The sequence below is a fragment of the Bradyrhizobium sp. NC92 genome (genome assembly GCF_025200865.1).
Taxonomy (GTDB): domain Bacteria; phylum Pseudomonadota; class Alphaproteobacteria; order Rhizobiales; family Xanthobacteraceae; genus Bradyrhizobium.
This window is the reverse complement of record NZ_CP104171.1, coordinates 3,507,402-3,533,418: the sequence shown is the minus strand read 5'-3', so window position 1 is coordinate 3,533,418 and position 26,017 is coordinate 3,507,402. Positions and strand designations below refer to the sequence as shown.

Below are 26,017 nucleotides of genomic sequence, written 5' to 3'. Positions count from 1 at the left end.
TCTTACAGCCCCGCTGCGGCCGGAATCGGCTGGGTCTTGCCGGCGCGCTCCTGCTTGAGCAGCTCCGCCACCAGGAAAGCCATGTCGATGGATTGCTCGGCGTTGAGGCGGGGATCGCAGACCGTGTGGTAGCGGTCGTTGAGATCCTCGTCCGTGATCGCGCGGGCGCCGCCGAGACATTCGGTCACGTCCTGGCCGGTCATCTCCAGATGGACGCCGCCGGCATGGGTGCCCTCGGCAGCATGGATCGCGAAGAACGACTTCACTTCGGACAGGATGCGGTCGAACGGCCGTGTCTTGTAGCCGGACGTCGAGCTGATGGTGTTGCCGTGCATGGGATCGCACGACCAGACCACCACCCGGCCCTCGCGCTTCACGGCGCGGATCATGTTCGGCAGATGCTCGCCGATCTTGTCGGAGCCGAAGCGGCCGATCAGCGTCAGCCGGCCCGGCTCGTTGTCGGGATTGAGCACGTCGATCAGCTTCAACAGCTCGTCCGTCTTGAGCGAGGGGCCGCACTTCAGCCCGATCGGGTTCTTGATGCCGCGGAAATATTCGACATGGCCGTGATCGAGCTGGCGGGTGCGGTCGCCGATCCAGATCATGTGGCCCGAGGTGGCGTACCAGTCGCCGGTGGTGGAATCGACGCGGGTCATGGCCTGCTCGTAGCCGAGCAACAGCGCCTCGTGGCTGGTGTAGAAATCGGTGGCCCGCAGCTCCGGATGGCTCTCGAGATCGAGGCCGCAGGCACGCATGAAGTTGAGCGCGTCCGAAATGCGGTCGGCCAGCTCCTTGTAGCGGCGGGACTGCGGTGAATCCTTGAGGAAACCGAGCATCCATTGATGCACGCTGCCGAGATTGGCGAAGCCGCCGGTGGCGAAGGCGCGAAGCAGGTTCAGCGTCGCCGCCGACTGGCGATAGGCCATCAGCTGGCGCTGCGGATCGGGAATGCGCGCTTCCTTGGTGAAGGCGATGTCGTTGACGATGTCGCCGCGATAGCTCGGCAGCTCGACGCCATTCACCTTCTCGGTCGGCGACGACCGCGGCTTTGCGAACTGGCCGGCGATGCGGCCGACCTTCACCACCGGGACGGCGCCGGCATAGGTCAGCACCACCGCCATCTGCAGCAGCACGCGGAAGAAGTCGCGGATGTTGTTGGCGCCATGCTCGGCGAAGCTCTCGGCGCAGTCGCCGCCCTGGAGCAGGAAGGCCTCCCCGGCCGCGACGCGGCCCAAGGCCTTCTTCAGGTTGCGCGCCTCGCCTGCGAAGACCAGCGGCGGAAAGGTCGCAAGCTGCGCCTCGACGTCGGCCAAAGCCCTGGCGTCGGGATAATCGGGCACCTGTAGCACCGGCTTGCTGCGCCAGGACTCGGGCGTCCACCGCTCGGACATCGCAATCTCTCCGTGAAGCAAAAACCACAACCTGATCTAGGGGTTGCGAGGGCCGCCTTATACACAGGCCGGCCACGCCCCGCCAGTTGTAAATCCATTTCGCAGCGCAAACCCTTGCGGCCAAAGCCGAATTCGCATTTGCTTGGGCCGGCTAAGGAATCCGACGGGACACCGACCGCCATGGACGCGGCACTGGACGACGTTTTCATCGACGAGATCAGCTTCCCGGCAACCGACGGCTATGCCCTGGCAGGCACCCTGTTCCTGCCGCGCGGCGCCAAGCGCCATGCCGTCCTGATCAATTCGGCGACCGCCGTTCCGCGCAAGATCTATCGAGGCTTTGCCTCCTACCTCGCCCATCGCGGCTGCGCGGTGCTGACCTACGATTATCGCGGCATCGGCGATTCCCGCCTGCCGGCGATGGTCGGCTACAACCAGCCGAAATCGCTGGTCGGCTTCAAGGCCTCGATGTCCGACTGGGCCGCGCTCGACGTCACCGCCGCGGTCAGCTGGATGCGCGAGCGCTATCATGCCCTGCCGCTCGCTTACATCGGCCATTCCTTCGGCGGCCAGGCGCTCGGGCTGATCGCGAACAACACCGAGATCTCGCGCGCCGCCTTCGTGGCCTCGCAGGCCGCGACATGGCGGCTGATGACCTCGCCGGAAAAGTACCGCGTCTACGCCTTCATGAATTTTGTCGGCGTGCCGCTGGTCCATGCACTCGGTTACGCACCGGGCTGGGCCGGTGTCGGCGAGGACCTGCCCAGGGGTGTCTTCCTGCAATGGACCGAATGGGTCTCGAGCCCCCGCCATCTCTTCGATTCAAAGCTGCCGGCGCTGGCGAATTTCACGAATTTCAAGGGCGAGCTGCGGGCGCTGTGCTTCGCCGACGATCCCTGGGCGACGCGCCCCGCGGTCGAGCTGCTCACGGGCGGGTTCACTGCGATCAAGCCGGAGGTGCTGACGGTCAGACCGTCCGACGTCGGCGCCAAGGGAATAGGCCATTTCGGCTTCTTCCGCCCCGAGCACCGCGACACGCTCTGGCGCGGCGTCGCGGAATGGATTCAGGGGGAATGAGATTTGTTCACCTCTCCCGAAGGGAGAGGTCGGATCGCATCAAAGATGCGATCCGGGTGAGGGGTTACGGTCTCACCGAATTACCGCGGCCCCTCACCCGGATTGCTGCGCAATCCGACCTCTCCCCGCTGGGGAGAGGTGTAGCGGAGCAAGCCGACCCAGCGCGATATTATCAACCACTAGCGGATGATCGTCGTCAGCGACGAGTAGCGCCGGTTCGGCTTGGCCTCGCTAGGTGCGAACTGTGCGAAGGCGTCGCTGACGCGGACCGCCGGTGGCGTGTCGCTCGCGAACCGAAACTCCTTCGGCCGCGGTGCGTAGAAGCTGGCGCGGTAATAAGCGTCGTCGAAGCGCGCCTCGCCGACGCCGAACAATGCGTCACAGACCAGCAGGAGCGCGTAGACTCCCGCGACCGCTGCGACCATCTCCCTGAGAATTGTCATCCGATAGCCCTGCCCTTTTGCGGGCAGGATGCAGATCGGTTCCAAAGGCCTGGTTTAAGGCGCCACGCTTCTTGTCCGCAGCGTTTGCCGGCGCTGAACCGATTGCAGACAATTTTATCGATCTCGAAAGAAGAACCCGCCCGAGCGGATGATCAGGCGGGCTCCAGGATTGGCCGCCGGGAGGTCTTTGTGCGGCCAGATCAGCCGTGCTCGGCCTCCTTGCGATGGCCGCTCTCGCTGAGGCGGTCGACCCAGGCGATGCCGATCGCCGAGATGATGAAGGTCATGTGGATCAGCACCTGCCACATCACCCCGGTCTCGGTGAAATTGCTTCGCGTCGTGCCGAGGTTGCCGGCCTCGATGAAGGTCCTGAGCAGCGAGATCGAGGAGATGCCGATGATCGCCATCGCGAGCTTGATCTTGAGCACGCTGGCATTGACGTGACCGAGCCATTCCGGCTCGTCGGGATGGCCGCTCAGGTTCAGCCGGGAAACGAAAGTCTCGTATCCGCCCACGATCACCATGATCAGGAGGTTCGAGATCATGACCACGTCGATCAACCCGAGCACGACCAGCATGATCTGCTGCTCGCTCGCGTCGAACGAGTGCAGGACGAGGTGCCAGAGCTCCTTGAGGAACAACAGGACATAGACGGCCTGCGCGACGATGAGGCCGACATAGAGCGGCAATTGCAGCCAGCGCGAGCCAAAGATCAGCTTTGGAAGCAGGCCGACCGGCGGCAGCGGCGCCGAAGGTGCTTTGGGTTCAGACGTCATTGATCACTCCGGATGGCAGACAGGCATGCGTCTCAGAGACTCGCGATAACGGGCGCGAGCTCGAGGGAGCCCCGATAGATCATCTCGAAGGCGACGTAAATGATGATGGCAAGGCCGACATAGCCGACCCAGCGATGCTTCTGGAGCACGCGGCCGAGCAGATCGGCGGCGACGCCCATCATCGCGACCGACAGCAACAGGCCGAACACCAGAATGTAGGGATGCTCGCGCGCGGCGCCCGCGACTGCGAGCACGTTGTCGAGCGACATCGAGACGTCGGCAGCGACGATCTGCACCGCCGCCTGGCCGAAGGTCTTTCGCTGCACGGGCGCAGCATCCGGGCCGCCGCCATGGCTGAACGCGAGTTGCCGCGAATGCGCGGATTGCTCGCGCAGCTCGCGCCACATCTTCCAGCACACCCAGAGCAGCAGCACGCCGCCGGCGAGCAGCAGGCCGATGACCTGCAGGAGTTGGGTCGCGACGCCGGCGAAGACGATGCGCAGCGCAGTGGCGGCGGCAATACCGACGATGATGGCCCGGCGGCGCTGCCCGGCCGGCAGGCCCGCCGCGGCGAGACCGATGACGACAGCGTTGTCGCCGGCGAGCACGAGGTCGATCAGGATGACTTGGAACAGCGCCGTCAGCGCTTCGGGGGTGATTAATTCTGTCATGTTTGATCATTCTTCGATGCCGACGGATCGAGCCAATGCGGCTTGCGGCGCTCGATCCAGTCGAAGACCCTTGAACGGGAGGAGCGCAGCGCAGGCACATCCTCGGCGAGCAGCGCGAGGCCGAGCGGCAGCATCCAGACGCCGAGTACCGGCAGGAAGGCGAGCACACCGCCGACGACCAGCAGCGCGCCCGAGGGAATCCTGACCCAGCGGCTCGACGGCTTGAGCAGATATGTCACCGTGTCGGCCATGCGCGGCGGCAGGCGGTCGACGAGCTTGGCCAGGCGCGGGTCTCCACCGGCGATCTGGCCGGTGGTGCCCTCGGTTTGCCTGGCGCGCTCATTCGAAACCGTGCTCATGCTTACTCCTTGGCGGCGGCCTGCAGCTTGGGGCCCGCTGCACTTTCCAAGACAGGCTTGGCGCGCGGCAGCACCAGCGTCAGCAAGCGCAACAATTTGATCGCCTGGACTTCGTGCGGATGCACGTCCTCGTCTGCGGCGGCAACGCGCTCCGACAGCTCCACCAGATGGGCCGAGAGCGGCAGGTTCGAAACCGGCCGCAGCGTGTCGATAACGACGTTGGCAAAATCCGGCTCATCGAGCCGCTCGGCCAGCTCGTCGAACATCGCAAAGAGCCGTTCGTCGGCGATGTGCGGCGCCAGCTTGCGATCCCTGATGAAACGGATCACCTCGTCTCGTTCGACCGGCGAGACGCGCCGGTCGGCAACCGCAACCAGCGCGCCCACGATCACCAACGCGGCCGCGGCCTGCTCGTTCAGGCTGGACGGCTCCGTGATCTCGATCGGATTTGAGGTTTTGGTGTCAGACATCGTAGCTCCCTTAGCTTGCGAAATGGCCGCACGGAGCTGCGATGGAGACGAATGGTCGGAGAGAAGGAACAGGGGCCCGACAATCGGCCGATCCATCGCATTCGCGCGGGACAGGTCATCCGACATCACGAGGTTTGCCGACGTTTGTCGGCGTCCTCGCCAGAGGGGCCCGGATTCTTGTTCGCCTCAGAGATAAAGGTGGACCTGTCGGAATCAAGGCGATCCCGCTGCGACCAGCGGCCGCATCGGATTGGCGTTGCTGGTTTTGGTTAAGCAGTCCCTTGCATCGGGAACCATGCAGCAGCACCGAGTGTTGGTGCACCTCGCGACACGTCAATCGACTGGCAGGAACCCGCATGTGCCGCTGGATCGCATACCGGGGCGAAACCACCTCGTTCGAGCCTTATGTCACCGAACCCGAGCATTCGCTGATTGCGCAGAGCATCCGCTCGCTTCAGTCCACGGCGGGCTCGAATGGCGACGGCTTTGGTCTCGGCTGGTATGGCGAGCACCCTGAGCCGGGCCTTTATCGCGAGACGCGCCCGGCGTGGTCGGATGAAAACCTGCGCTATCTCTGCCGGCATCTGCGCTCTCATCTGTTCTTCGCCCATGTGCGTGCCGCCACCGGCACAGCCGTGACGCGGCAGAATTGTCATCCCTTTGCCTGCGGACACTGGATGTTCATGCACAACGGATTCGTCGGCAGCTGGAATCGGCTGCGACGCAAGGTCGAGGCGCTGATTCCCGATGCCCATTACCCGTCCCGGCTGGGCACGACCGACTCCGAAGCCGTGTTCCTGGCGATGATGGGGGCCGGTCTCGAGCATGATCCACTCGGCGCGACGCAATCCGTGCTGCAATCCCTCGTCGGCTTGGTCAACGAAGGTGGGCTTCGCGAACGGCTGCGCTTTACCAGCGCGATCGCCAACGGCCGCGACCTCTATGCCTTTCGCGTCTCGGTCAACGATGCCGCCAACACGCTCTACTTCCGCGAGGACGGCGGGCAGGTCATCGTCGTCTCCGAGCCGTTCGACAAGGAATCGAGCTGGGCGGAAGTCCCGCCGAATCACGCCCTGATCGCGCGAGCGTCCGAAGCCGTCAAAATTGTTCCGTTCGATCCTGCAATTTCCAGTACATCGGGTGCGGAACCGGCCACAGTCAGACGGATTATCGCCCGCAGGTAAGTGACTGCGCCGGTGGCCAATGACATTTGCTTCAGACGTTTCAAAGCTGCTGCGCCTCACCCCCTCCGAGGACAGGCAGCACGTCGTCATCCGTTCTGCCGGCGGCGGCGGCAATCCGGCGGAATATTCCTTCGGCATCGAGGAGGAATACTTCCTCGCCGATCGCCGCAGCTTCGAGGTCGCGATCCACACGCCCAACGAGCTGTTCGAATCGGCAAACTGGTCGACCGGCGGCCAGGCCATGCGCGAGATGCTGCAATCGCAGCTCGAGGTCGCAACCAACGTTCATGTCGATGTGAACGATGCGCGCGAGGAGCTGCGCTTCCTGCGGCGCGAGGTCGCGAACGTCGCTGCGCAATACGGCTTCGTGATCATGGCCTCCGGCACGCACCCGAGCGCGGTCTGGCGCATGTCCCAGCCCAGTCCGAAACCGCGCTACGAGGAGATGATCGAGGATCTGCGCAGCATCGGTCACCGCAACATGATGTGCGGCATGCATGTGCACGTGCAGTTGCCGGATCCCGAGAAGCGCATGGCGGTGATGCGGGCGATGCTGCCGCACCTGCCGTTGTTCATCGCGTTGTCGGCGTCCTCACCGTTCTGGAATTCGCACAAGACCGGATTGAAGGGCTACCGCCTCGCGGCCTATTCCGAGCTGCCGCGCACCGGCTTGCCCGAATTGTTCGAGGGCAAGCAGGATTTCGACGCCTATGTCGGCGCGTTGCAGCGCTCCGGCGTGATCCCGGACGAAAGCCACATCTGGTGGGCGATGCGTCCTTCCATGAAGCATCCGACCCTGGAGCTTCGCGCGCCCGACACCTGCACCTTCGTCGACGACGCGATTGCGATTGCCTCGCTCTACCGCTGCCTGACGCGGCACCTCTATCTGCGCCCTCAGTTGTCCCGGGAGGTCACCGCGGTCGAACGCGCGATTGCGGTCGAGAACAAATGGCGCGCCCAGCGCTATGGCACCGACTGCATCTTCGCCTCCAAGGACGGACCGGTGACGATCTCGGAGCTGCTCACTCGCCTGATCGACGATATTGCGGAGGATGCAGCCGCACTGAACTGCTCCGCCGAGATCGAGCATTGCCGAACCATCGTGGAGCGCGGCAGCTCGGCGGAATTCCAGCTTCGCGCCTATCGCGAAAGCGGCGACGACATCGCAGCCGTGTCACAATGGATTGCTACCTCGACGCTGTCCGGAACGAGCGCGCCTGTTCAACGCAGCGCTCCTGCGTCGTCATAGCGCCCGCGCAAGCTTCGGCGACGAAGTTGCCATTCCTGAATTCGCCGATCGTGGAGAAGCACATGAATCGCATCATATCCTGCACCGGCTGCGGCCATGCGCTTGTCCCGATGCTGACGGCCAAAGGCCGCGCCGAGCCGAGCTGCCTCTGGTGCGAAGGCTTCCACGCGCGCGCGTTGGACATGGCGAAATGGGCTGACAGCCCATCCGGCAAGCCCGCGCCGACGCTCCGTCGATCATTCGACTGAGCCGCACCAGACGCTGAGCCGCCGGCGTTTGCCCGTCGCGGCTGCATGCACTTTTGCGGGACATGCCGACAAATTAGACAAGGCAAGCCGCCCCACCCGCCTTGCGGCACGCGCGGACGAGTAAGTCTCGTCAGCGGCACCTATCGTCTAACCCCCCGTGCAATCTCGATTATTTGCGCGCCGCGTGCAGCCGGCGGGCCGACGCGCTGCATCGCGCTCCGACTGGCCTGAAATTCGCAAGATGACATCAAGCCAAGTCCCTGCCCCGCCACGATGAGGAGCGGCAAGTTACGTGCGCTCGGCTCCGGGATGACTGGCCTCAGATCGGAGAATGCCATGAACGTGCATGCTGCCGGAGATATCAAATTCGCCGGTCTCACCCATCCGAACGGCGCCCGGCTGCGCCTCAACGATCAGGACTTCGTGGCGATCGATCGCGACAAGAATGCAAAATTCGAGGCGACCTACCGGCCGCAGGCCCTCTATAATCGCGCCAACGAAGGCTTCCACGCCAACAACGAAACCTTCCTCCTGCACGAAGTCGCGACCAATCTGCCGATCTATCGGCCCGACACCGGCCCCACCGATTTCCATCTGCATCTGCCGCCGGGCGGCTTTCAGCTCGTGCTGGTCACCTCGGGCGCGTTCACCTTCGACTATGACGGCCGCTGGTACAATGTCGGCCCGGGCGCGGTGATGCTGCAAAGCGCGATCGTGCATCGCCAGCTGTTCTACACCTGGTCGGGCCTGTCGACCGAAGAGAATTTGAAGACGCCGCAGACCGTGGTGCCCGATCCGATCTCGATGGGCTATTCCGGCAAATTCCTCGAAGCCTTCATCACCGATCCCACCACCTTTCCGAATCCGACCATTGTCGGTCCGGATCAGATCAACGAGGACGAAACGCCGCGCGTGGCCTGGAGCCATCCGCTGCATGACCGCCCGGCCGATGCCGGCTTCTGGCTTCAGGATCCCCTGGCGCTCGACGCGCTGTTCAAGCCGCTCACCGATGGTTCTGTCAGGTCGGCGATGCCGGTCTACGTGCGCGATATCGGCATCGAGAGTCCGAGCGGGCATCTCGTCACGGGCCACATCATCGCGACCGACCCGCGTGGCCACGCACTCTTGCCGAAGAGCACGTCGGCCGCAGCGGACGCGACCTGTTTTGCGAAGGGCGAGGTCGTGATCTATCGCGTCATTCGCGGCACGGCCGAGTTCAAGAAAAAGTCCGGCGAGAGCTTTGAACTCTCCGCCGGCGACGTGGTGACGGCGGGCAAGGATTCCATCAGCCTCATCGGCGTCGGCGAAAACACCCAGGTCCTCCGCCTCGGCCTGCTCAAGGGCATGAACGAGCTGCGCAGCTGGACTCCGACCCAGCGCGACGAGATCGACGGCCTCGCCGGTCAGATCATCACGCAAAAGGACGTGCGTCCCCTGCGCACCGAAGGCAAGCCGGTCGGGTATTTGTATAGCTGAGGCTACTCCGCCGCCTGCCGCACGTGCCGTGCGGTCGGGGTGCGCATGGTGACGAGTTCTTCGGCGGCGGTCGGATGCAGCGCGATGGTCGCATCGAAATCGGCCTTGGTCGCCTTCATCTTCACCGCGATCGCGACGGCTTGCGTGATCTCGGCGGCGGCATCGCCGACGATGTGACAGCCGAGCACGCGGTCGGTCGCGCCGTCGACCACGAGCTTCATCAGCACGCGGGTGTCGCGGCCCGACATCGTCGCCTTGATGGGCCGGAACGTCGTCTTGTAGATGTCGACGTGGCTGAATTGCGCGCGCGCCTCGGTTTCCGTCAGGCCGACCGTGCCGACCTCCGGCTGCGAGAACACGGCCGTCGGAATGTTGGCGTGATCGACCTGCACCTCGCGCTTGCCGAATACGGTGTCGGCGAAGGCATGGCCCTCGCGGATCGCGACCGGCGTCAGGTTGAAGCGGTGGGTGACGTCGCCGATGGCATAGATGCTGTCGACCGAGCTCTTGGAGAAATGGTCGACCGCGATGCCGCCGTTCGCCGGATTGATGGCGACGCCGGCATTCTCCAGGCCGAGATTGGCGAGGTTCGGATGGCGGCCGATCGCGAACATCACCTGATCGGAGGCGAGGCTCGAGCCGTTCGACAGGTGCGTGGTGAAGTCCTCGCCGTGACGGTCGACCTTGGTCACGGTGCAGCCGGTGAGGATGGTGATGCCCTGCTTCTCCATCTCGGCGCGGACATGGGTCCGGACATCCTCGTCGAAGCCGCGCAGAATGTTGTCGCCGCGATAGATCACCGTGACGTCGGAGCCGAAGCCGGCGAAGATGCCGGCGAATTCCAGCGCGATATAGCCGCCGCCCTGGATCACGATCCGCTTCGGCAGCTTCTTCAGATGAAACGCCTCGTTGGAGGAGATCACGTGCTCGATGCCGGGGATCGCCGCGCCATGGTTGGGCGCGCCGCCGGTCGCGATCAGGATGTACTTCGCCGTGACCTTCTTGTCGTTTTCGAGCAGGCGGACGGTGTGCTTGTCCTCGATCACCGCGCGGCTCTTGACGATCTGCGCGCCTGATTTCTCGACATTGGCGGTGTAGGCCGCCTCCAGTCGCGCGATCTCCTTGTCCTTGTTGGCGATCAGCGTCGGCCAGTCGAAGCTCGCGGGCGGAACGGTCCAGCCGAAACCGGCGGCGTCCTCGAGCTCCTGACGGACATGCGAGCCGATCACGAACAGCTTCTTCGGCACGCAGCCGCGGATCACGCAGGTGCCGCCCATGCGGTACTCTTCCGCGATCGTGACGCGGGCGCCGTAGCCGGCCGCGATGCGGGCGGCACGGACGCCGCCCGAGCCGCCACCGATGACGAAGAGGTCGACGTCGAATTCAGCCATTGTCCACTCCGACCCCTTTCAAGAAACGCCTTTCAGATAGGTGCGCTCAGATCTCCTTGCCACGCTTGCGCATCTCGGCACGGAAGGCACCCATCACGGTTTCCGAGAAGCTCTGGGCCCAGCTGTTCATGAACGCCATGCTCTGCCCGATCGCGCGCGGCTCGGCATCGATCAGCTTCTTGCCCAACGGCGACTTGTAGAAAGTGACGAGGTCCTTCAGCTCCTGCTCGGTGAACTCGCTGGCATAGATCTGCGCCATGCCTTCGCCGATCTCGTTCTGGCGGCCGTTGAGCTGCTGGGCCACGATCGGGGCCACCTCGTTGAGGTCCTTCTGGTAATTCAGGTTCTGCTGGATCAGCGCACCCTTGGTCTTCTCGACCATGCCCGGCACGGCGCCCGCATACATTCCGGCGGCGTTCTTGATCTGCAAGATCTCCTTGGCCGCCGCAATCGCCGCGGGCGAGGCCTTTGGCTGGGCCGGCGCCGCGGGAGCCTTCTGGCCCGCCTGCTGGGCCACGGCCGGGGCGGCCGAAACGGCCAATCCCGCAGCGAGAGCCGCAGCCGGCAAGAATTTCAACACGCTCTTCATTCCTGGTCTCCTTTCGGCTTGCGCCGTTCAATCACGCGAATTCCGTCGCCGCCCGCCAGGACGGCCGAGCTGGCCAAACCGATGAACAGCCCGTGCTCGACCACGCCGGGAATGGCGCTCAACGCCTTGGCGAGACCGGGGGGATCCGTAATACGTCCGAGCTGGGCATCGACGATCCAGTGGCCGCCATCGGTGACGAAAACGTGGCCGTCCTTGGCCTTGCGGACCGCCATTTGCCCGGAAACGCCGCATTCGGCAAATGCCTTTTCGATCGCGCGGCGCGTCGCACCGAGCCCGAACGGGATGACCTCGACCGGCAGCGGAAACTTGCCGAGCGTCGGCACCCATTTGGTGTCGTCGGCAATCACGATCATGCGATCCGAGGCGGCCGCCACGATCTTCTCGCGCAAGAGCGCACCGCCGCCGCCCTTGATCAGATTGAGCTCGGCATCGATCTCGTCGGCGCCGTCGATCGTGAGGTCGAGATGGTCGATCTCATCCAGCGTCGTCAGCTTCACGCCGCAGCGTTCCGCATCGGCGCGCGTCGCCTCGGAGGTCGGCACGCCGATCACCTCGAGCCCGGCGGCGACGCGCTCGCCGAGCAGCTCGACGAAATGCTTGGCGGTCGAGCCGGTGCCGAGCCCGAGCTGCATGCCGTCGCGCACCTCCTCCAGCGCACGCGCCGCAGCCTGCCGCTTCAACTGGTCCATGTTCACGTGTGCGCCTGCCTTGTGAAGTCTCGAAGGTGCGGCCGATTCCGGCCGCTTTCGGCGGCCTATGTAGCCTCGTTTTTCCCCGGAGAACAGGGTCTGGGAACAGGACTATAAGGTGATCTTATGGGCCCGCCCCTTGCGCGGATATGACCGGGCCGGTAGCGCTTGGGAATCATGACCTCCTTCAAGACGACTGCCCCGCACACCATCGTCTTCGATCTCGACGGCACGCTGGTGGATACGGCGCCCGACCTGATCACCGCCCTGAACTACGTGCTCGACCGCGAAGGCCTGCCGCCGGTGCCGATGGCCTCGGCCCGCAACATGATCGGCGCCGGCGCCCGCAAGCTGATCGAGCGAGGGCTGGAAGCGGAGGGCCGCACCGTCACGCCCGCGGACATGGACCGGATGACCGCCGATTTCATCGCCTATTACGCCGACCATATCGCGGTGGAATCCCGCCCCTTCGAGGGGCTCGAGGCCGCGCTCGACCAGTTTTCGGCAGAAGGCCATCGCCTCGCAGTCTGCACCAACAAGCTGGAATGGCTGTCGAAGCGCCTGCTCGACCAGCTCGACCTCAGCCGCCGCTTCGCGGCGATTTGCGGCGCAGATACGTTTGGCGTCCAGAAGCCCGATCCGACCATCTTCCGCGAGACCGTGGCCCGCGCCGGCGGCGAGGTGAAGGCCAGCATCATGGTCGGCGATGCCGGAACCGATGTCGGCGTCGCCCGGCGCGCCGGCGTGCCCGTGATCGGGGTCAGCTTCGGCTACACCGACGTGCCGATCGCCGAGCTGAAGCCCGACCGGCTGATCCATCACATGCGCGACCTGCCGGCGGCCGCAATCAGCCTGATGAGCGCTCAACCCACCGCAAGCCGCTGATTTATTTGATATATTCACAGGATCACCGTCGCTTTCGCGTTTCCCAAGTACCAGCCGACCAGCGTGCCGGTGAACGTGATCAAGAATCCCGGCGATTTCACCACGCCCGCCTCGATCACCACCGTTCCGAACCCGGTATTTGCGGAACTCCAGCCGGCCGTGCCGCCGAAGCCGGTTCGCAGGCCGCACCGGCCCAAGAATCCGAAGCCGAAACCGCAGCCGGCCGCGCCCGTCGCGGCGCCGGCCAATGCTGCACCCGCACCGAGCTCCCCTTCCCCGATCTGAATGGAGGCAAGCGCTGAGTTACGTATACCAACCGATTGTCCTAGCCGCGTCCGATGCTTAGATTGCTTCGACCGCACCTTTGAAGCAAAGGTGCGCCCGTCGCCGTAAGGGACAAGGCATTTGCTATGAACGGACTTCCTGCGAGCCCCCGCGCCGCGCTGTCGAGCGCGATGACCGATCCGTTCGGGCGGACCATCACTTACTTGCGCGTCTCCGTCACCGACCGCTGCGACCTGCGCTGCTTTTACTGCATGTCGGAAGACATGACGTTCCTGCCCAAGGCCGATCTCCTGACGCTCGAGGAACTCGATCGGCTTTGCACGGCCTTCATCGCCAAGGGCGTGAAGAAGCTGCGCCTCACCGGCGGCGAGCCCTTGGTCCGCCGCAACGTCATGACGCTGGTCCGCTCCCTGTCGCGGCACCTGTCGAGCGGCGCGTTGAACGAGCTGACGCTGACCACCAACGGCACCCAGCTTGCGAAGCACGCGCAGGAACTCGCCGATTGCGGCGTCCGCCGCATCAACGTCTCGCTCGACACGCTCGACCCGCAGAAGTTTCGCGAAATCACCCGCTGGGGTGAGATCGACAAGGTGCTGGAAGGCATCGAGGCCGCGCGCGCCGCGGGGCTTGCCGTCAAGATCAACGCCGTCGCGCTGAAGAACCTCAACGAGGACGAACTGCCCGAACTGATGCGCTGGGCCCACGGCATGGGCATGGGCCTGACGCTGATCGAGGTGATGCCCATGGGCGAGATCGGCTCGGGCCGGATCGACCAATACCTGCCGCTGTCGCTGGTGCGCGCCCGCCTCGCCCAGCAATTCACGCTGACGGATCTGGCCGAGAGCACCGGCGGACCGGCGCGCTATGTCAGCGTCGCCGAGACCGGCGGCAAGCTCGGCTTCATCACGCCGATGACCCATAATTTCTGCGAATCCTGCAACCGGGTGCGCATCACCTGCACGGGAACGCTGCACACCTGTCTCGGCCACGAGGATGCCTCGGACTTGCGCAAACCTCTGCGTGCATCGAGCGACGACCTGTTGCTTGCGGATGCGATCGACCGCGCCATCGGGCTGAAGCCCAAGGGTCATGATTTCATCATCGACCGCCGCCACGACCGCCCCAGCGTCTCCAGGCACATGAGCGTGACGGGCGGCTGAAAGCGTGCCCCGCGCCTCGCTAACCTAAGCTTTTGACGGCGCGTCAATTTGTCCATTTTCCGATTGACGGCACGCCAAGCCGCTGGTTTGGTGCGACCGCCTTTGCTTGCCCGGCAACATAAGCCGGCCCGCCCGTCGGCGGTCGCGGTCAAGACGGCAAGGCGCGAGGGGAGGACTGACGCTGCAATCGCTTCGGAATATGATCCGTGCGGTCGTGTGCTTTTTCTGCATGCGAGCCGAGCGATGCATGTTGAAGCCTGCCGTGAAGTATTAGGCCGCGACGGAGAGAGAGTAAGATGCGTCCATTGCTGGCGCTGAGTAACGCCATCGACACCCTCAACGAGAAAATTGGGTACGTCTGTAACCTGCTCGTGCTCCTGGCATGCCTGGTCAGCGCGGCCAACGCCATGATCCGCTACGCCTTCAACGACTCCTCGAACGGCTGGCTGGAGCTGCAATGGTACATGTTCGCCATTCTCGTGATGTTCGGCTCGGCCTACACCTTCAAGCGCAATGAGCATGTGCGGGTCGAGATCTTCTATCTGACCCTGTCCGAGCGCGGCCAGCTCTGGCTCGACATGATCGGCACCCTGTTCTTTCTCATTCCCTCCTGTCTCCTGCTTGCCTATCTGTCCTGGCCGTTCTTCATGCAGGCCTATAGCGTCGGCGAGATGTCGGCCAATGCCGGCGGCCTCATCCGCTGGCCGATCAAGTTCGTGATCCCCGCCGGCTTCGTGATGCTGGCGATCCAGGGTGTTTCCGAGGTCATCAAGCGTATCGCGGCTCTCCAGGGCTATGTGACGATCGACGCCAAGTACGAGAGGCCGACCCAATGATTACGCTGGAGATGATGCCGCCGCTGATGTTCGGCGGCCTGGTTCTGGCGATGCTGATCGGCTTCCCCGTGGCATTCACGCTCGCCGCGGTTGGTCTCTCCTTCGGCTTCCTCGCCATCCACCTCGGCTTCTTCGACCTCAACTTCCTCCAGGCCATTCCCGGCCGCGTGTTCGGCAGCGTGCTCTCCAACGAGCTCCTGCTCGCGATCCCGTTCTTCACGTTCATGGGCGCCATATTGGAGAGATGCGGCCTCGCCGAGGATATGCTGGATTCGATGGGCCAGTTGTTCGGCCCGGTCCGCGGCGGCCTCGGCTATTCCGTGATCATCGTCGGCTTCATCCTCGGCGCCATCACCGGCACGGTGGCGGCGCAGGTGATCGCCATGGCGCTGATCTCGATGCCGGTGATGATCCGCTACGGCTATAACATGCGCTACATCACCGGCGTGTTGGCCGCCTCCGGCACCATCACGCAGCTGGTGCCGCCCTCGCTGGTGCTGATCGTGCTGGCCGACCAGCTCGGCAAGTCGGTCGGCGACATGTATCTCGGCGCCTGGGGCCCCTCGGTGTTTCAGATCGTTCTGTTCGCCGGCTACACCTTCGTACTCGGCCTGATCAAGCCGAGCCATGTGCCGGCGGTGCCGCTGGAGGCGCGCACGCTGACCGGCTGGGCGCTGTGGAAGAAGTGCCTGATGGGCATCATCCCCTCGGCCGTGCTGATCTTCGTCGTGCTCGGCACCATGATGATGGGTCTGGCGACGCCGACGGAAGCCGGCGCGATGGGCGCCGTCGGCGCCATCGTGCTCGCCGCGATCCACCACAAGGACTTCTCCTCGACCGACAACAAGATCTTGATCATCGGCGTGATCGCAGCCGGCATCGGCACCATCGTCGCGATCCTGTTCAGCGAGAATCTGATCTTCAAGATCGCCTTCGCGCTGACCTATCTGGCAATCGTGTGGATCTGCATTCGGGCCGCGCGCATCCCCGACCTGCGCGACCTGATCACGCAGGGCTACCAGTCCACCATGCGCCTCACCTGCATGGTCACCTTCATCCTGATCGGGTCGACCTGCTTCTCGGTGGTATTTCTCGGCGTCTCCGGCGGCGTCTGGCTCGAGCATCTCCTGACCTCGCTGCCCGGCGGCGTCTGGGGCTTCCTGATCTTCATCAATCTCTTCATCTTCTTCCTGGCGTTCTTCCTCGACTTCTTCGAGATCGCCTTCATCATCCTGCCGATGATCGCGCCGATCGCCCAGAAGATCCTCGCGCCGGTGGTCGGACCGGACGCCGCCCTGATCTGGTTCGGCGTGATGATCTGCGTCAACATGCAGACCTCGTTCCTGCATCCGCCGTTCGGCTTCGCGCTTTTCTACCTGCGCGGGGTCGCGCCGAAGGAAGTGAAGAGCTCCGACATCTACTGGGGCGCCGTGCCCTGGATCGGCTTGCAGATGATCATGGTGCTGCTGGTGATCATCTTCCCGTCCGTGGTGACGGGCCTGCTCGACAAGCCGCTCAACGTCGATCTCGACAAGGTCAAGATCGAGGTGCCGCAGATCGAGCTGCCGCCGCTGGATCTCGGCCCGCCGCAGAAGTAGCGGGAACGAGGCTCGCCGTCATGCTCCGCTGAAGCGGCACATGACACGCCTCGGCGCGTGACAAGCACCGGAATCGGAGGCATACCGGGCCGTCCCCAACCTCCATGGATGGCCGCGCATGCCCCGATCGCACCCTGTTCCCTCGCTCGTCGCTCCGTTGCTTGCTTCACTCTGGCTGGCAGGTGCCGCAACGATGGTGCATGCCGAGCCGGTCGCCGAAGTCCAGATGCTGGCGCAAAAGGAGCAGCAGCCGCTGCTCGACACGCTGCGCGATCTCGTCAATATCGAATCCGGCAGCAAGGACCTCGAAGGCCTGAACCAGATCGCCGAGCGCATTGCCGGTCAGCTCAAGCAGCTCGGCGGCACGGTGGAGATCCTGCAACCCACCGACATCTATCGCCTCGACGACACCCCTGAGAAGATCGGACCGGCCGTCCACGCCGTGTTCAAGGGCACGGGGACCAGGAAGATCATGCTGATTGCCCACATGGACACGGTGTACCTGAAGGGCATGCTGAAGGACCAGCCGTTCCGCCTCGACGGCGACAAGGCTTACGGCCTCGGCATCGCCGACGACAAGCAGGGCGTCGCGCTCATTCTCCATACCGTGGCATTGCTGCAGAAGCTGAACTTCAAGGATTACGGCACGCTCACGGTGCTCACGAACGGCGACGAGGAGATCTCCTCGCCCGGCTGGCGCAGCACCATCACCAAGCTCGCGTCAGACCAGGACGTGGTGTTCTCGTTCGAGGGCGGCGGCACCGACGGCACGCTGCGCCTCGCCACCAGCGGCATCGGCTCGGCCTATCTCAGCGTGCAAGGCAAGTCGTCACATGCCGGCGCACGGCCCGAGGGCGGCGTGAATGCGCTGTACGAGCTCTCGCACCAGGTGCTGCAGATGAAGGACTTGTCCAAGCCCGAGCAGGGCCTGAAGCTGAACTGGACGGTGTCCAAGTCCGGCACCAACCGCAACGTGATCCCTGCCGAGGCCACCGCCCAGGCCGACGCACGCGCGCTCAAGGTGTCCGACTTCGACGAGCTGCAAAAGGCGCTGCAGGACAAGATCAAGAATCGCCTGCTGCCCGATTCCAGGGTCGACCTGAAATTCGAGGTGCGCCGCCCGCCGCTCGAAGCCAGCGAGGCCGCGCGCCGCGTGGCGGCCCATGGCAAGACGATCTATGGGGAGATCGGACTAACCCTCAAGGTCGACGAGAAGGCGACCGGCGGCGGCACCGACGCGGCTTTTGCCGCGCTGCAGTCCAAAGGAGCCGTGGTGGAAGGCATGGGCCTGTCGGGCTTCGGCGCGCACTCCAACGATGCCGAATATGTGCAGGTCAACAGCATCGTGCCGCGGCTCTATCTGGCGACGCGGATGATCATGGACCTGTCCACGGGCAAGCTGAAATAGCGGCTGCGCTTCTTTCCTTCTCCCCCTTGTGGGAGAAGGTGGCGCGAACGCAGTTCGCGCCGGATGAGGGGTCTCTCTCCGCGCATTCAATCGAGAGTGGGACTCGCGGAGAGAACCCCTCACCCGTCTCGCCGCTAACGCGGCGCGCCACCCTCTCCCACAAGGGGAGAGGGTGCAGCGTCACTGCCGCGCCAGTTTCTTCTCAACAGGCTTTGGCGCATCCGCCAGCCGAAACCGCAGCGTGAACTCTGCACCGCCGCCGGGGAGGTTCTCCACCGCGACCGTGGCGGCGTGATCATCGGCCACGGCGCGCACGATCGAGAGGCCCAGTCCCGCGCCGTCGCTGCGCCGGCGATCGGCGCGCCAGAAGCGCTGGAAGATCAGATCGCGCTCAGCCTCCGCGACGCCGGGACCGCAATCGCGCACGTGCACCGAGCCGTCCTCGCCCACCTCGACGTCGACCGCGGTGTCCGTTGCGGTGAACTTGATGGCGTTTTCGGCGAGGTTGAAAACCGCGCGCTGCAGCATCTCCGAATTGCCGTGGATCAGCACCGGTGCATGAGTGCCCTTCAGCGCGATGTCCTTGCGTTGCGCGATCGCGAACGGGGCGATCGAGCCGACCACCTCGGCACAGACGGCGCGCAAATCCGCGGTCTCCCCGGGATCGAGCACCAGGGTGTCGAGCTCGGCGATCTCCAGCAGCTGGGCGACGATCCGGCTCATGGCCTCGATGTCGGCATGCAGCGCCTGCCGTTCGGCGCCGTCGCCGAGCGTCTCGATCCGCGTGCGCAGGATTGCGAGCGGCGTGCGCAATTGGTGCGCGGCATCCGCCGTGAACTGCCGCTGCACGCGAAAGCCGCCCTCGAGGCGGTCGAGCGCCTGGTTCACGGCGGTGACGAGCGGCACGATCTCGCGCGGAATCCGCGCCGTCGGCAGCCGGATGTCGGTGCGCGCCGGGCCGATATTGCTGGCCTCCTGCGATGCCTTCCACAGCGGCGCGATGGCGCGGCGGAAGATGATGATGTCGGTGGCAAGCAGGACCAGGAGGATGGGAATGGTGATCCACCCGACCCGCCGGAAGAAGTTCGAGACGATGTCGTCGATGATGACGTCGCGGTGCGCGAGGTCCTCGGCAACCTGGATGCGCACCGTCTTGCCGGCAATATCCCGGCTGACGCCCGCGCCCGAGATGGTCTCGGAAAAACGTGGCGCCGCCGCCGCGGCGGTGCGCCGGTGCGAGGAGAACAGCAACCGGCCGTCGGAATCGCGAATGTCGAACTGATAGCGGCCGTAAGCGTCCGAATAGAGCCCCTTGAGGCTGTCGGGCAGGTTGAAGGTCAACGTGCCGTCCGGCTGCGCGACGATGCGCTCCGCCAGCACCTCGGCTTGCGCGCGCATGGCATCGCGATGCAGCTGGTCGATCTCGGAGTTGAGCAGCCAGAACAACACCAGCGGCAGGAAGATCGCGACCACCGCGACCGCGACAATGTGCAGGAACACGATGCGCGAGATCAGCGATTTGAACGTCAGCGATCCGGCACGGCCCGCGGCGGCCACGCTATTTCTCCTCGGTCATGAGATAGCCGACGCCACGGATGGTGTGGATCACGACCTTGGCGCCGTGCTCGGCCAGCTGCTTGCGCAGCCGCGACACATAGACCTCGATCGCGTTGGAGGCGACTTCGCCTTCGAGACCGAAGATGTGGTCCTCGACGTTCTTCTTCGGTACCACCCGCCCCTGCCGGCGCAGCAGGATCTCGAGCACCGAGGTCTCGCGCGCGGAGATGATCCGCGGCTGGTCGTCGACGAAGATCTGACGGCTCTCGGTGTCGTAGACGAGGTTGGCGAGACTGAGCGAACGGCCGAGCAACTGGCCGGGACGGCGCAGGATGGCCTCGAGCCGCGCCACCAGCTCCTCCATCGCGAACGGCTTTACGAGATAGTCGTCGGCACCGCTACGCAGGCCGCTGACACGGTCCTGCACCCCGCCGCGCGCGGTCAGCACCAGCACCGGCAGCGGCTCCATCTTGAGGCGCAGCTCGCGCAGCACCGACAGGCCGTCACCGTCGGGCAGGCCGAGGTCGAGGATCATCGCAGCATAGCTCACGCAGCTCACCGCCTCGCGCGCCTCGGCTGCGCTGCCCACGATGTCGCTCTCATAGCCGGCCGTCGCCAGCCCGCCGGCAACGAGCCGCGACAGCTCGGCATTGTCCTCGACGATCAGAAGGCGCATCCTAGTCCCGACGAATACCCAAGGTCACCGCACAGCATCTTCGCTCTCTTCCACCATTCCGGCCACCTCGGCCAGCGAAAAGTGCCCGACCAGGCTGGCCGCCTGTCAGGTTCGTGTAAGACAATCAACCCCGGGGCAATCCATCCTGCCTGACAGGCACCGTGAGCACCTGAGCTTTCTAGCTCCGCCCCTCGAAATAGGTGCACAGCAAGGTCGTCTCCTTCTCCCTGATGGGTTTTCGAAAGAGCCGGCACTTGAAGCTACGCTCCTTCCCCGCTCCGCTCTCGATCAGGAACACGCATTGGCTGCAAACGTCGGCACGGTGACGGCGCTTGCCAGCATCGAGCCCATCCAGAACGTGGCGAAGCGTATCGCGCAACCGCGATCGATCGGGCAGTTCGAGGGACACGAGTTGATCCCGCAGGGCGTTGATGGGGTCACGCTCCAGGAACCTCTCCCCTTCACCTGTGATGCACAGCGCAATCGAGCGCTTGTCCTCTGCTGATGGTTTGCGGACCATCAATCCCTTGCTCTGCAGCACGGCGGCGATCTGCGATGCGACGCTGCGGGTCGTGCCAAGGAAGCTCGCAAGAGCAGTCGGCGTCCGCGAAAACCTGTTTGCGCGGGCGAGAAACCGCAACGCCATCCATTCCCGATCGCTCAGACCCGATAAAGTCTCTTCAAAGAGCCAGGTGTCGGCCGATTGTATCAGCAGTTGTACGATTTCAATTGCCAGTCTCATTGAGAGATCCCACGGGAAACGGCCGCCCTGGCACCTCGATCAACGATCGAACGCCGCCGTGTTCGGTGAAAGATGCATTCCCGTCGGGACTGGTTGAATCCGGTATACCGTACCGTGAAGCCGGAGGTTCGAAACACACCGCAAGCGACTTCAGCCCGATTGCCAGATTCCGATAGCTTGATCGTTCCGTAAAAGGAACACCGAAAAACTACCTACCACGCTTACCTAGAGATGCTGGGCGCAAAGTCTCCAGCGTTCGAGAACATGAGTAGCCGCGTCGGGGCTGAAGACCCGAGGCTGAAGAGGCTTTCCGCGACGATTTCATGGGCAATTGTGACGCGCCCGCCTCTTGTCAGCTTCGTGTAAGTCGATCAGATGTGTTCTGGTGATTTGGGCGACACCAGCAGAATTTAGCCTCAGGGCGAAAGGATGAGCTTCATGAGCAAACCGTTGAAAACGGAGAGCGAGCTGATTGCAATGGCCAAAGCCGAGTTGAAAGTTCACGCCGACTGTCCGGACGCAATGACGATTTCCATCATTCGCGATGGCAGCTCCTGGGAGTTTCGAGCCAGCGCAGATCAGGCCACGGCGGATCGGCCGGGTTATCCGGAATGTGTGGCCATGCTGGTTCAGATCGGCGATCATCTCAGCAAGCAGTACGACGTCAAGGGTTAGATCCCCGTCACGCTTCGCGCATGCGCGTGTCGGCTTCACAACGTGCGTTCAAGCACCATCGTCGGACCGGCTGCGAACGCACCCGATGGAGAGGATGACGAAGATTGCGCCGAACATGAAAGGACTCCTGGAGCGGCCTAAGATGTGATGGGTCGGCAGCTCATCGGGATCGAATCTCATTTGATCCCGTGGGCTCGCACCGCCGCAATTCGGATTTTTCGATCATAAGTTTCTACCACTGTTTTGCCCGACGCATCAAGCCCTTTCGGCAATTCAGCAAAATCTCGCGCTGCGCCGCCAAGCCATTGATAAACCTGTCCCCGTCTACTGTGCATGGGGTTGTTTTGCAGGTTTTTGTTTGGACCCTTCGGAGGCTTGCAAAGGCAGCGCCCCGGAGCCATCGCTCCGGGGCGCTGCATGCGACGGACAGCGTGATCAGCTCTGCGACCGCCGCGCCATGAAGATGTCGTAGCCGACCTCGGCCACCTGGAACCAGGCGTAGCCGTCGCTCGTGAACTTGGCGAGCGAGTCGTGCACCTTCTTGAAGTTGGCGTTGGTCGCGCCGACTTCGGCGTGCAGCTCCTTGGCGGCCTTGTAGCAGGCATCCATGATCGCCGGCGAGAAGGCGTGCAGCTTGGTGCCGCCCGCCAGCAGCTTTCTCAGCGCCAGCGGATTGGCGTTGTCGTAGCGCGCCATCATGTAGTTGTTGGCGTAGTGGCCGGCCTGCTCCAGCACGCTCTGATAATATTTCGGCAGCGCGTTCCATTTTTCGAGGTTGACGAAGGCCATCAGCATCGGTCCGCCTTCCCACCAGCCGGGATAATAATAGTGCGGCGCGATCTTGTAGAAGCCGAGCTTCTCGTCGTCATAGGGGCCGACCCATTCGGCGGCGTCGATCGTGCCCTTCTCCAGCGCCGGATAGATATCGCCGCCGGCGAGCTGCTGCGGCACCACGCCGAGCTTCTGGAGCACACGGCCGGTGAAGCCGCCGATGCGGAATTTCATGCCCTTGAGATCCTCGGGCGTGTTGACCTCCTTCCTGAACCACCCGCCCATCTGGCAGCCGGTATTGCCCGCGAGCAGCGAGATGACGTTGTAGCTCTTGTAGAACTCGTTGAGCACATCGCGGCCGCCGCCCTGCATGTACCAGGCCTGGTTGATGCGCATGTTGGGACCGAACGGCACGGCCGAGCCGAAGGTGAAGGTCGGGTCCTTGCCGAAGTAATAGTACGACGCGGTGTGGCCGATCTCGCATGTGCCGTTCTGCACGGCATCGAGCACCTGGAGGCCCGGCACGATTTCGCCGGCCGCGAAGATCTGGATCTGGAATTTGTTGTCGGTCGCCTCCGCGACCATCTTGCACATCATGTCGGCGCCGCCAAACAAGGTGTCGAGCGATTTCGGCCAGCTCGTCGGCATGCGCCATTTGATTTCCGGCATCGACTGCGCGATCGCGGGAGCCGCGAGCGTGGCGGCGCCGGCCGCACCAAGTCCTGTGACCTTGATGAAGTCTCTTCTCTTCATGATTTCCTGCCCTGATGGATCTGATTGTGGAGCCTTCTTTCCGAGGCTTGCCGATAGAATGGAACATCACGGGACCGAATGCCATCCCGATCGCACTGCGGCAAAGAAAAAGCCCGGCCTCGCGAGCGAGGCCGGGCCATCCGGTCTTGGGACCTAAGCCGTAGATCAGCCGCGGGTGCGCGAGCGGATCATGAAGCTGTCGTAGGTGTATTCGGCAACCTGCCACCACAGATATTCGTCGGAGCGGTAGGCCTGCATGGCGTCGATCGACTTCTTGAAGTCGGCGTTCTTGCCGGAGACCTCGGCCCACAATTCGTTGGTCGCCTTGAGGCAGGCTTCCAGCACCTCGTTGGTGAAAGGACGGAGTTGGGTGCCGCCCGCGACCAGGCGCTTCAGCGCCGCCGGGTTCTGCATGTCGTAGCGCGCGGCCATCCAGCTGTTGGCGTTGGCCGTCGCGTTGGTGAGGATCGCCTGGTAGTTCTTCGGCAGCGCATTGAACTTTTCCAGGTTGGCGAAGGCGTGGACGGTCGGACCGCCTTCCCAGAAGCCCGGATAGTAATAGTACTTGGCGACCTTGGCGAAGCCGAGCTTCTCGTCATCGTAGGGGCCGACCCACTCGGCCGCGTCGATGGTGCCCTTTTCCAGCGCGGGATAAATGTCGCCGCCCGCGAGCTGCTGCGGCACGACGCCGACCTTCTGCAGCACCTGGCCGGCGATGCCGCCGATGCGCATCTTGAGGCCGGAGAGGTCGGCAACGGTCTTGATCTCCTTGCGGAACCAACCGCCCATCTGGGTGCCGGTGTTGCCGCAGGGGAAGCCGATCACGTTCGACTTCTTGAAGAACTCGTTGGCGAGCTCGTTGCCGCCGCCCTGGTAGAGCCACGAATTCTGCTGGCGCGCATTGAGGCCGAACGGCACCGAGGCGAAGATCGCGAAGGTCGGGTCCTTGCCGACGTAATAGTACGAGACGGTGTGGCACATCTCGACCGTGCCGTTCGAGGTCGCATCGAGCGCCTGGAGGCCCGGGACGATTTCGCCGGCCGCGAACACCTGGATCTGGAATTTGTTGTCGGTCATCTCGGCGACGTACTTCGCCACCTGCTCGGCGCCGCCATAGATGGTGTCGAGCGACTTCGGGAAGCTCGACGTCAGGCGCCACTTCACCTCGGGTGAGGACTGTGCGATCGCCGGCGAGGCCACCGCGGTCGCCGCCGCGCCTGCTGCCGATACTTTGAGAAAATCACGACGCTTCATCTTCAGGTCTCTCCTTGCTGGGGCGTTTCCCCTTGGCTTCTCTTATGCCGCCGCGCATTCTGGCGACGCGTTGAGGTCGCGTCGAACCGAAGGGGCTTGACTGCCGTGGGCCTTTAACACGACCAGCCCGGTTTCGGAACGCGACAATGGCATGACGGGGCTCTACAAAAGTCGCATGCCCCCGGAGCGTGCCGCGGCGACCGGTCAGGCCGCGGCAATGACGCCCTTGAGCTGGTCCCGGACTTGGCCCGCGATGGCGCGGTAGATCGCCGCATGAGGGCCGTCCGGCTCGCTGTCGACGACGGGATTGCCGGCGTCCGAAGTGGCACGAATCGCCATGTGCAGGGGGATCTCGCCCAGGAATGGCACGGCGAGCTTCTCGGCCTCATGTCGGGCGCCGCCATGACCGAAAATGTCTGATCGCGTGCCGCAATGCGGACATTGGAAGTAGCTCATGTTCTCCACAATCCCGAGCACGGGCACGTTGACCTTCTTGAACATGGCCAGTCCCCGCCGCGCGTCGATCAGGGACAGATCCTGCGGGGTCGAGACGATCACGGCGCCCTTGAGCGGGACGTTCTGCGCCAGCGTGAGCTGGGCATCGCCGGTGCCCGGCGGCATGTCGACGACCAGCACGTCGAGCTTGCCCCATTCGACGTCGCGCAGCATCTGCGTCACCGCCGACATCACCATCGGGCCGCGCCAGATCATCGCGGTTTCCTCCTCGACCAGGAAGCCGATCGACATGATGGCAAGGCCGAAACGTCGAAGCGGAATCATCTTGCGCGCCTCGTTCAGCTCCGGCTTGTCGCGCAGGCCCGTCAGGCGCGGCACCGAGGGGCCGTAGATGTCGGCATCGAGCAGCCCGACCTTGAGGCCGAGGTCGCGCAGGCCGAGCGCCAGATTGAGCGCGGTGGTCGACTTGCCCACCCCGCCCTTGCCGGAGGCGACCGCGATCACGGCGGCAACGCCGGGAATTTCCGATTGCCGCGCCATCGGCGACCCACCGCCCTGCGGCGGCTTGTGGGCATGGGCCGGCTGCACGCCGGGCGTGCCGCGGCTCGGCTGCGGGGGTGGCGGCGGCGCGGAGCCCGGCTTGCGCTCCGCGGTCAATGCCACCATGACGGTGGTGACGCCGGGAATGCTGCGCACGGCGGCTTCCGCTTCGGCCCGGACGGATTCCCAGGCCCTTGCCTCGGCGGCGTCGACATTGATCGAGAAGAACACCTTGCCGTCGGAGGCGCTGATCGCGCTCAGCACATTGGCATGGGGAAGCGCGACCCCGCGGGGCGACTGGACCCTGGCGAGGCTGTCGAGAACCTGTTGCTGCGTCACGCTCAAAGCGCATCTCCTGGAGTTGAGGATGCCCCATTAGAGCGGAAA

Annotated in this window: 26 protein-coding genes and 1 pseudogene; 12 read left to right on the top strand and 15 right to left on the bottom strand. The window is 64.1% G+C overall.

The genetic code is table 11. The annotated features are described in order from the left end of the window. Positions 1 to 2 precede the first annotated feature (2 nt). Entirely contained in the window at positions 3 to 1,391 is a 1,389-nt protein-coding gene (locus N2602_RS16285; protein WP_172788079.1) for a class II 3-deoxy-7-phosphoheptulonate synthase, read from the bottom strand. A 180-nt stretch (positions 1,392 to 1,571) separates the two neighbouring features. On the opposite strand from N2602_RS16285, the gene N2602_RS16280 reads away from it, so the two are divergent. After that, positions 1,572 to 2,468, top strand: a complete 897-nt coding sequence (locus N2602_RS16280; protein WP_260383254.1) for an alpha/beta fold hydrolase — start codon at positions 1,572 to 1,574, stop codon at positions 2,466 to 2,468. Between the two features lie 179 nt (positions 2,469 to 2,647). Here the strand turns inward: N2602_RS16280 and N2602_RS16275 are convergent, their stop codons facing one another. From N2602_RS16275 to N2602_RS16255, 5 genes are all read right to left on the bottom strand, one after another. Next, positions 2,648 to 2,911 carry a hypothetical protein gene (locus N2602_RS16275; protein WP_260383253.1) on the bottom strand — a complete coding sequence of 88 codons (264 nt, stop codon included), beginning with the start codon at positions 2,909 to 2,911 and terminating at the stop codon, positions 2,648 to 2,650. Positions 2,912 to 3,111: 200 nt separating this feature from the next. Further along, positions 3,112 to 3,687: a TIGR00645 family protein gene (locus N2602_RS16270; RefSeq protein WP_172788076.1), complete on the bottom strand. Its 576-nt coding sequence runs from the start codon at positions 3,685 to 3,687 to the stop codon at positions 3,112 to 3,114. Positions 3,688 to 3,719: 32 nt separating this feature from the next. Beyond that, positions 3,720 to 4,358 carry a TerC family protein gene (locus N2602_RS16265; RefSeq protein WP_260383252.1) on the bottom strand — a complete coding sequence of 213 codons (639 nt, stop codon included), beginning with the start codon at positions 4,356 to 4,358 and terminating at the stop codon, positions 3,720 to 3,722. Beyond that, positions 4,355 to 4,717 (bottom strand): hypothetical protein, encoded by a 363-nt coding sequence (locus N2602_RS16260; protein WP_172788074.1) that lies wholly within the window; start codon positions 4,715 to 4,717, stop codon positions 4,355 to 4,357. The genes N2602_RS16265 and N2602_RS16260 overlap by 4 nt, the downstream gene beginning before the upstream one ends. A 2-nt stretch (positions 4,718 to 4,719) precedes the next feature. Next, entirely contained in the window at positions 4,720 to 5,187 is a 468-nt protein-coding gene (locus tag N2602_RS16255; RefSeq protein WP_172788073.1) for a tellurite resistance TerB family protein, read from the bottom strand. A gap of 356 nt (positions 5,188 to 5,543) precedes the next feature. Here N2602_RS16255 and N2602_RS16250 point away from each other — a divergent pair, with 356 nt between their 5' ends. From N2602_RS16250 to N2602_RS16235, 4 genes are all read left to right on the top strand, one after another. Further along, positions 5,544 to 6,371: a class II glutamine amidotransferase gene (locus N2602_RS16250; RefSeq protein WP_212257608.1), complete on the top strand. Its 828-nt coding sequence runs from the start codon at positions 5,544 to 5,546 to the stop codon at positions 6,369 to 6,371. Between the two features lie 19 nt (positions 6,372 to 6,390). After that, a complete protein-coding gene (locus tag N2602_RS16245) occupies positions 6,391 to 7,620 on the top strand; it encodes a carboxylate-amine ligase (protein ID WP_260383251.1) in 1,230 nt (409 codons plus the stop codon). A gap of 62 nt (positions 7,621 to 7,682) precedes the next feature. Next, a complete protein-coding gene (locus tag N2602_RS16240) occupies positions 7,683 to 7,868 on the top strand; it encodes a hypothetical protein (RefSeq protein ID WP_260383250.1) in 186 nt (61 codons plus the stop codon). 336 nt (positions 7,869 to 8,204) lie between these two features. After that, complete coding sequence (locus N2602_RS16235) at positions 8,205 to 9,344, top strand: glucuronate isomerase (RefSeq protein ID WP_260383249.1); 1,140 nt, start codon at positions 8,205 to 8,207, stop codon at positions 9,342 to 9,344. Between the two features lie 2 nt (positions 9,345 to 9,346). On the opposite strand, the gene gor is transcribed toward N2602_RS16235, so the two are convergent. From gor to rpiA, 3 genes are read right to left on the bottom strand one after another with little or no spacing between them, the layout of a single operon-like run. Continuing rightward, complete coding sequence (gor, locus tag N2602_RS16230) at positions 9,347 to 10,735, bottom strand: glutathione-disulfide reductase (RefSeq protein WP_172788068.1); 1,389 nt, start codon at positions 10,733 to 10,735, stop codon at positions 9,347 to 9,349. A gap of 46 nt (positions 10,736 to 10,781) precedes the next feature. After that, positions 10,782 to 11,324 carry a DUF2059 domain-containing protein gene (locus N2602_RS16225; protein ID WP_172788067.1) on the bottom strand — a complete coding sequence of 181 codons (543 nt, stop codon included), beginning with the start codon at positions 11,322 to 11,324 and terminating at the stop codon, positions 10,782 to 10,784. Further along, positions 11,321 to 12,040 carry a ribose-5-phosphate isomerase RpiA gene (gene rpiA, locus N2602_RS16220; RefSeq protein ID WP_260383248.1) on the bottom strand — a complete coding sequence of 240 codons (720 nt, stop codon included), beginning with the start codon at positions 12,038 to 12,040 and terminating at the stop codon, positions 11,321 to 11,323. The genes N2602_RS16225 and rpiA overlap by 4 nt, the downstream gene beginning before the upstream one ends. A gap of 171 nt (positions 12,041 to 12,211) precedes the next feature. Between rpiA and N2602_RS16215 the strand changes: the two genes are divergently transcribed. From N2602_RS16215 to N2602_RS16190, 6 genes and pseudogenes are all read left to right on the top strand, one after another. Beyond that, entirely contained in the window at positions 12,212 to 12,919 is a 708-nt protein-coding gene (locus N2602_RS16215; RefSeq protein ID WP_260383247.1) for an HAD family hydrolase, read from the top strand. A gap of 24 nt (positions 12,920 to 12,943) precedes the next feature. After that, positions 12,944 to 13,221: pseudogene (locus N2602_RS16210) on the top strand (hypothetical protein); the annotation flags it as partial. A 108-nt stretch (positions 13,222 to 13,329) separates the two neighbouring features. Continuing rightward, positions 13,330 to 14,364, top strand: a complete 1,035-nt coding sequence (moaA, locus tag N2602_RS16205) for a GTP 3',8-cyclase MoaA (RefSeq protein WP_260383246.1) — start codon at positions 13,330 to 13,332, stop codon at positions 14,362 to 14,364. A gap of 296 nt (positions 14,365 to 14,660) precedes the next feature. Continuing rightward, positions 14,661 to 15,200: a TRAP transporter small permease subunit gene (locus tag N2602_RS16200; RefSeq protein WP_172788062.1), complete on the top strand. Its 540-nt coding sequence runs from the start codon at positions 14,661 to 14,663 to the stop codon at positions 15,198 to 15,200. Continuing rightward, positions 15,197 to 16,798, top strand: a complete 1,602-nt coding sequence (locus N2602_RS16195) for a TRAP transporter large permease subunit (protein WP_172788061.1) — start codon at positions 15,197 to 15,199, stop codon at positions 16,796 to 16,798. Before N2602_RS16200 ends, N2602_RS16195 begins: the two co-directional genes overlap by 4 nt. 118 nt (positions 16,799 to 16,916) lie before the next feature. Further along, complete coding sequence (locus tag N2602_RS16190) at positions 16,917 to 18,206, top strand: M20/M25/M40 family metallo-hydrolase (RefSeq protein WP_260383245.1); 1,290 nt, start codon at positions 16,917 to 16,919, stop codon at positions 18,204 to 18,206. A gap of 180 nt (positions 18,207 to 18,386) precedes the next feature. Here N2602_RS16190 and N2602_RS16185 read toward each other — a convergent pair whose 3' ends face one another. The 3 genes from N2602_RS16185 to N2602_RS16175 form a co-directional block, all read right to left on the bottom strand. Beyond that, positions 18,387 to 19,763: an ATP-binding protein gene (locus N2602_RS16185; protein WP_260383244.1), complete on the bottom strand. Its 1,377-nt coding sequence runs from the start codon at positions 19,761 to 19,763 to the stop codon at positions 18,387 to 18,389. Position 19,764: 1 nt separating this feature from the next. Then, a complete protein-coding gene (locus N2602_RS16180) occupies positions 19,765 to 20,439 on the bottom strand; it encodes a response regulator transcription factor (RefSeq protein ID WP_260383243.1) in 675 nt (224 codons plus the stop codon). A gap of 178 nt (positions 20,440 to 20,617) precedes the next feature. Then, the gene (locus N2602_RS16175; RefSeq protein ID WP_212257339.1) at positions 20,618 to 21,181 is read right to left on the bottom strand and encodes a MarR family winged helix-turn-helix transcriptional regulator; all 564 of its coding nucleotides are present in this window, start codon (positions 21,179 to 21,181) and stop codon (positions 20,618 to 20,620) included. 438 nt (positions 21,182 to 21,619) lie between these two features. Here N2602_RS16175 and N2602_RS16170 point away from each other — a divergent pair, with 438 nt between their 5' ends. Then, positions 21,620 to 21,856 carry a hypothetical protein gene (locus N2602_RS16170; protein ID WP_172788056.1) on the top strand — a complete coding sequence of 79 codons (237 nt, stop codon included), beginning with the start codon at positions 21,620 to 21,622 and terminating at the stop codon, positions 21,854 to 21,856. A 435-nt stretch (positions 21,857 to 22,291) separates the two neighbouring features. Here N2602_RS16170 and N2602_RS16165 read toward each other — a convergent pair whose 3' ends face one another. The 3 genes from N2602_RS16165 to N2602_RS16155 form a co-directional block, all read right to left on the bottom strand. Beyond that, positions 22,292 to 23,380: a TRAP transporter substrate-binding protein gene (locus N2602_RS16165; protein WP_172788055.1), complete on the bottom strand. Its 1,089-nt coding sequence runs from the start codon at positions 23,378 to 23,380 to the stop codon at positions 22,292 to 22,294. Positions 23,381 to 23,545: 165 nt separating this feature from the next. Next, a complete protein-coding gene (locus N2602_RS16160) occupies positions 23,546 to 24,634 on the bottom strand; it encodes a TRAP transporter substrate-binding protein (protein ID WP_172788054.1) in 1,089 nt (362 codons plus the stop codon). 204 nt (positions 24,635 to 24,838) lie between these two features. Continuing rightward, positions 24,839 to 25,975, bottom strand: coding sequence for an Mrp/NBP35 family ATP-binding protein (locus N2602_RS16155; protein WP_172788053.1), 1,137 nt, complete (start codon positions 25,973 to 25,975; stop codon positions 24,839 to 24,841). Between the last annotated feature and the right edge of the window lie 42 nt (positions 25,976 to 26,017).

What these genes read in the sequence shown, in the direction of transcription:
- N2602_RS16175 (WP_212257339.1), bottom strand. Translation starts at nt 21,181, where the DNA reads ATGAGACTGGCAATTGAAATCGTACAACTGCTGATACAATCGGCCGAC.
- N2602_RS16160 (WP_172788054.1), bottom strand. Translation starts at nt 24,634, where the DNA reads ATGAAGCGTCGTGATTTTCTCAAAGTATCGGCAGCAGGCGCGGCGGCG.
- N2602_RS16180 (WP_260383243.1), bottom strand. Translation starts at nt 20,439, where the DNA reads ATGCGCCTTCTGATCGTCGAGGACAATGCCGAGCTGTCGCGGCTCGTT.
- N2602_RS16245 (WP_260383251.1), top strand. Translation starts at nt 6,391, where the DNA reads ATGACATTTGCTTCAGACGTTTCAAAGCTGCTGCGCCTCACCCCCTCC.
- N2602_RS16235 (WP_260383249.1), top strand. Translation starts at nt 8,205, where the DNA reads ATGAACGTGCATGCTGCCGGAGATATCAAATTCGCCGGTCTCACCCAT.
- N2602_RS16195 (WP_172788061.1), top strand. Translation starts at nt 15,197, where the DNA reads ATGATTACGCTGGAGATGATGCCGCCGCTGATGTTCGGCGGCCTGGTT.
- N2602_RS16200 (WP_172788062.1), top strand. Translation starts at nt 14,661, where the DNA reads ATGCGTCCATTGCTGGCGCTGAGTAACGCCATCGACACCCTCAACGAG.
- N2602_RS16190 (WP_260383245.1), top strand. Translation starts at nt 16,917, where the DNA reads ATGCCCCGATCGCACCCTGTTCCCTCGCTCGTCGCTCCGTTGCTTGCT.
- N2602_RS16265 (WP_260383252.1), bottom strand. Translation starts at nt 4,358, where the DNA reads ATGACAGAATTAATCACCCCCGAAGCGCTGACGGCGCTGTTCCAAGTC.
- N2602_RS16260 (WP_172788074.1), bottom strand. Translation starts at nt 4,717, where the DNA reads ATGAGCACGGTTTCGAATGAGCGCGCCAGGCAAACCGAGGGCACCACC.
- N2602_RS16170 (WP_172788056.1), top strand. Translation starts at nt 21,620, where the DNA reads ATGAGCAAACCGTTGAAAACGGAGAGCGAGCTGATTGCAATGGCCAAA.
- gor (WP_172788068.1), bottom strand. Translation starts at nt 10,735, where the DNA reads ATGGCTGAATTCGACGTCGACCTCTTCGTCATCGGTGGCGGCTCGGGC.
- N2602_RS16275 (WP_260383253.1), bottom strand. Translation starts at nt 2,911, where the DNA reads ATGACAATTCTCAGGGAGATGGTCGCAGCGGTCGCGGGAGTCTACGCG.
- N2602_RS16165 (WP_172788055.1), bottom strand. Translation starts at nt 23,380, where the DNA reads ATGAAGAGAAGAGACTTCATCAAGGTCACAGGACTTGGTGCGGCCGGC.
- N2602_RS16270 (WP_172788076.1), bottom strand. Translation starts at nt 3,687, where the DNA reads ATGACGTCTGAACCCAAAGCACCTTCGGCGCCGCTGCCGCCGGTCGGC.
- N2602_RS16250 (WP_212257608.1), top strand. Translation starts at nt 5,544, where the DNA reads ATGTGCCGCTGGATCGCATACCGGGGCGAAACCACCTCGTTCGAGCCT.
- N2602_RS16225 (WP_172788067.1), bottom strand. Translation starts at nt 11,324, where the DNA reads ATGAAGAGCGTGTTGAAATTCTTGCCGGCTGCGGCTCTCGCTGCGGGA.
- N2602_RS16240 (WP_260383250.1), top strand. Translation starts at nt 7,683, where the DNA reads ATGAATCGCATCATATCCTGCACCGGCTGCGGCCATGCGCTTGTCCCG.
- N2602_RS16215 (WP_260383247.1), top strand. Translation starts at nt 12,212, where the DNA reads ATGACCTCCTTCAAGACGACTGCCCCGCACACCATCGTCTTCGATCTC.
- N2602_RS16255 (WP_172788073.1), bottom strand. Translation starts at nt 5,187, where the DNA reads ATGTCTGACACCAAAACCTCAAATCCGATCGAGATCACGGAGCCGTCC.
- moaA (WP_260383246.1), top strand. Translation starts at nt 13,330, where the DNA reads ATGAACGGACTTCCTGCGAGCCCCCGCGCCGCGCTGTCGAGCGCGATG.
- N2602_RS16285 (WP_172788079.1), bottom strand. Translation starts at nt 1,391, where the DNA reads ATGTCCGAGCGGTGGACGCCCGAGTCCTGGCGCAGCAAGCCGGTGCTA.
- N2602_RS16280 (WP_260383254.1), top strand. Translation starts at nt 1,572, where the DNA reads ATGGACGCGGCACTGGACGACGTTTTCATCGACGAGATCAGCTTCCCG.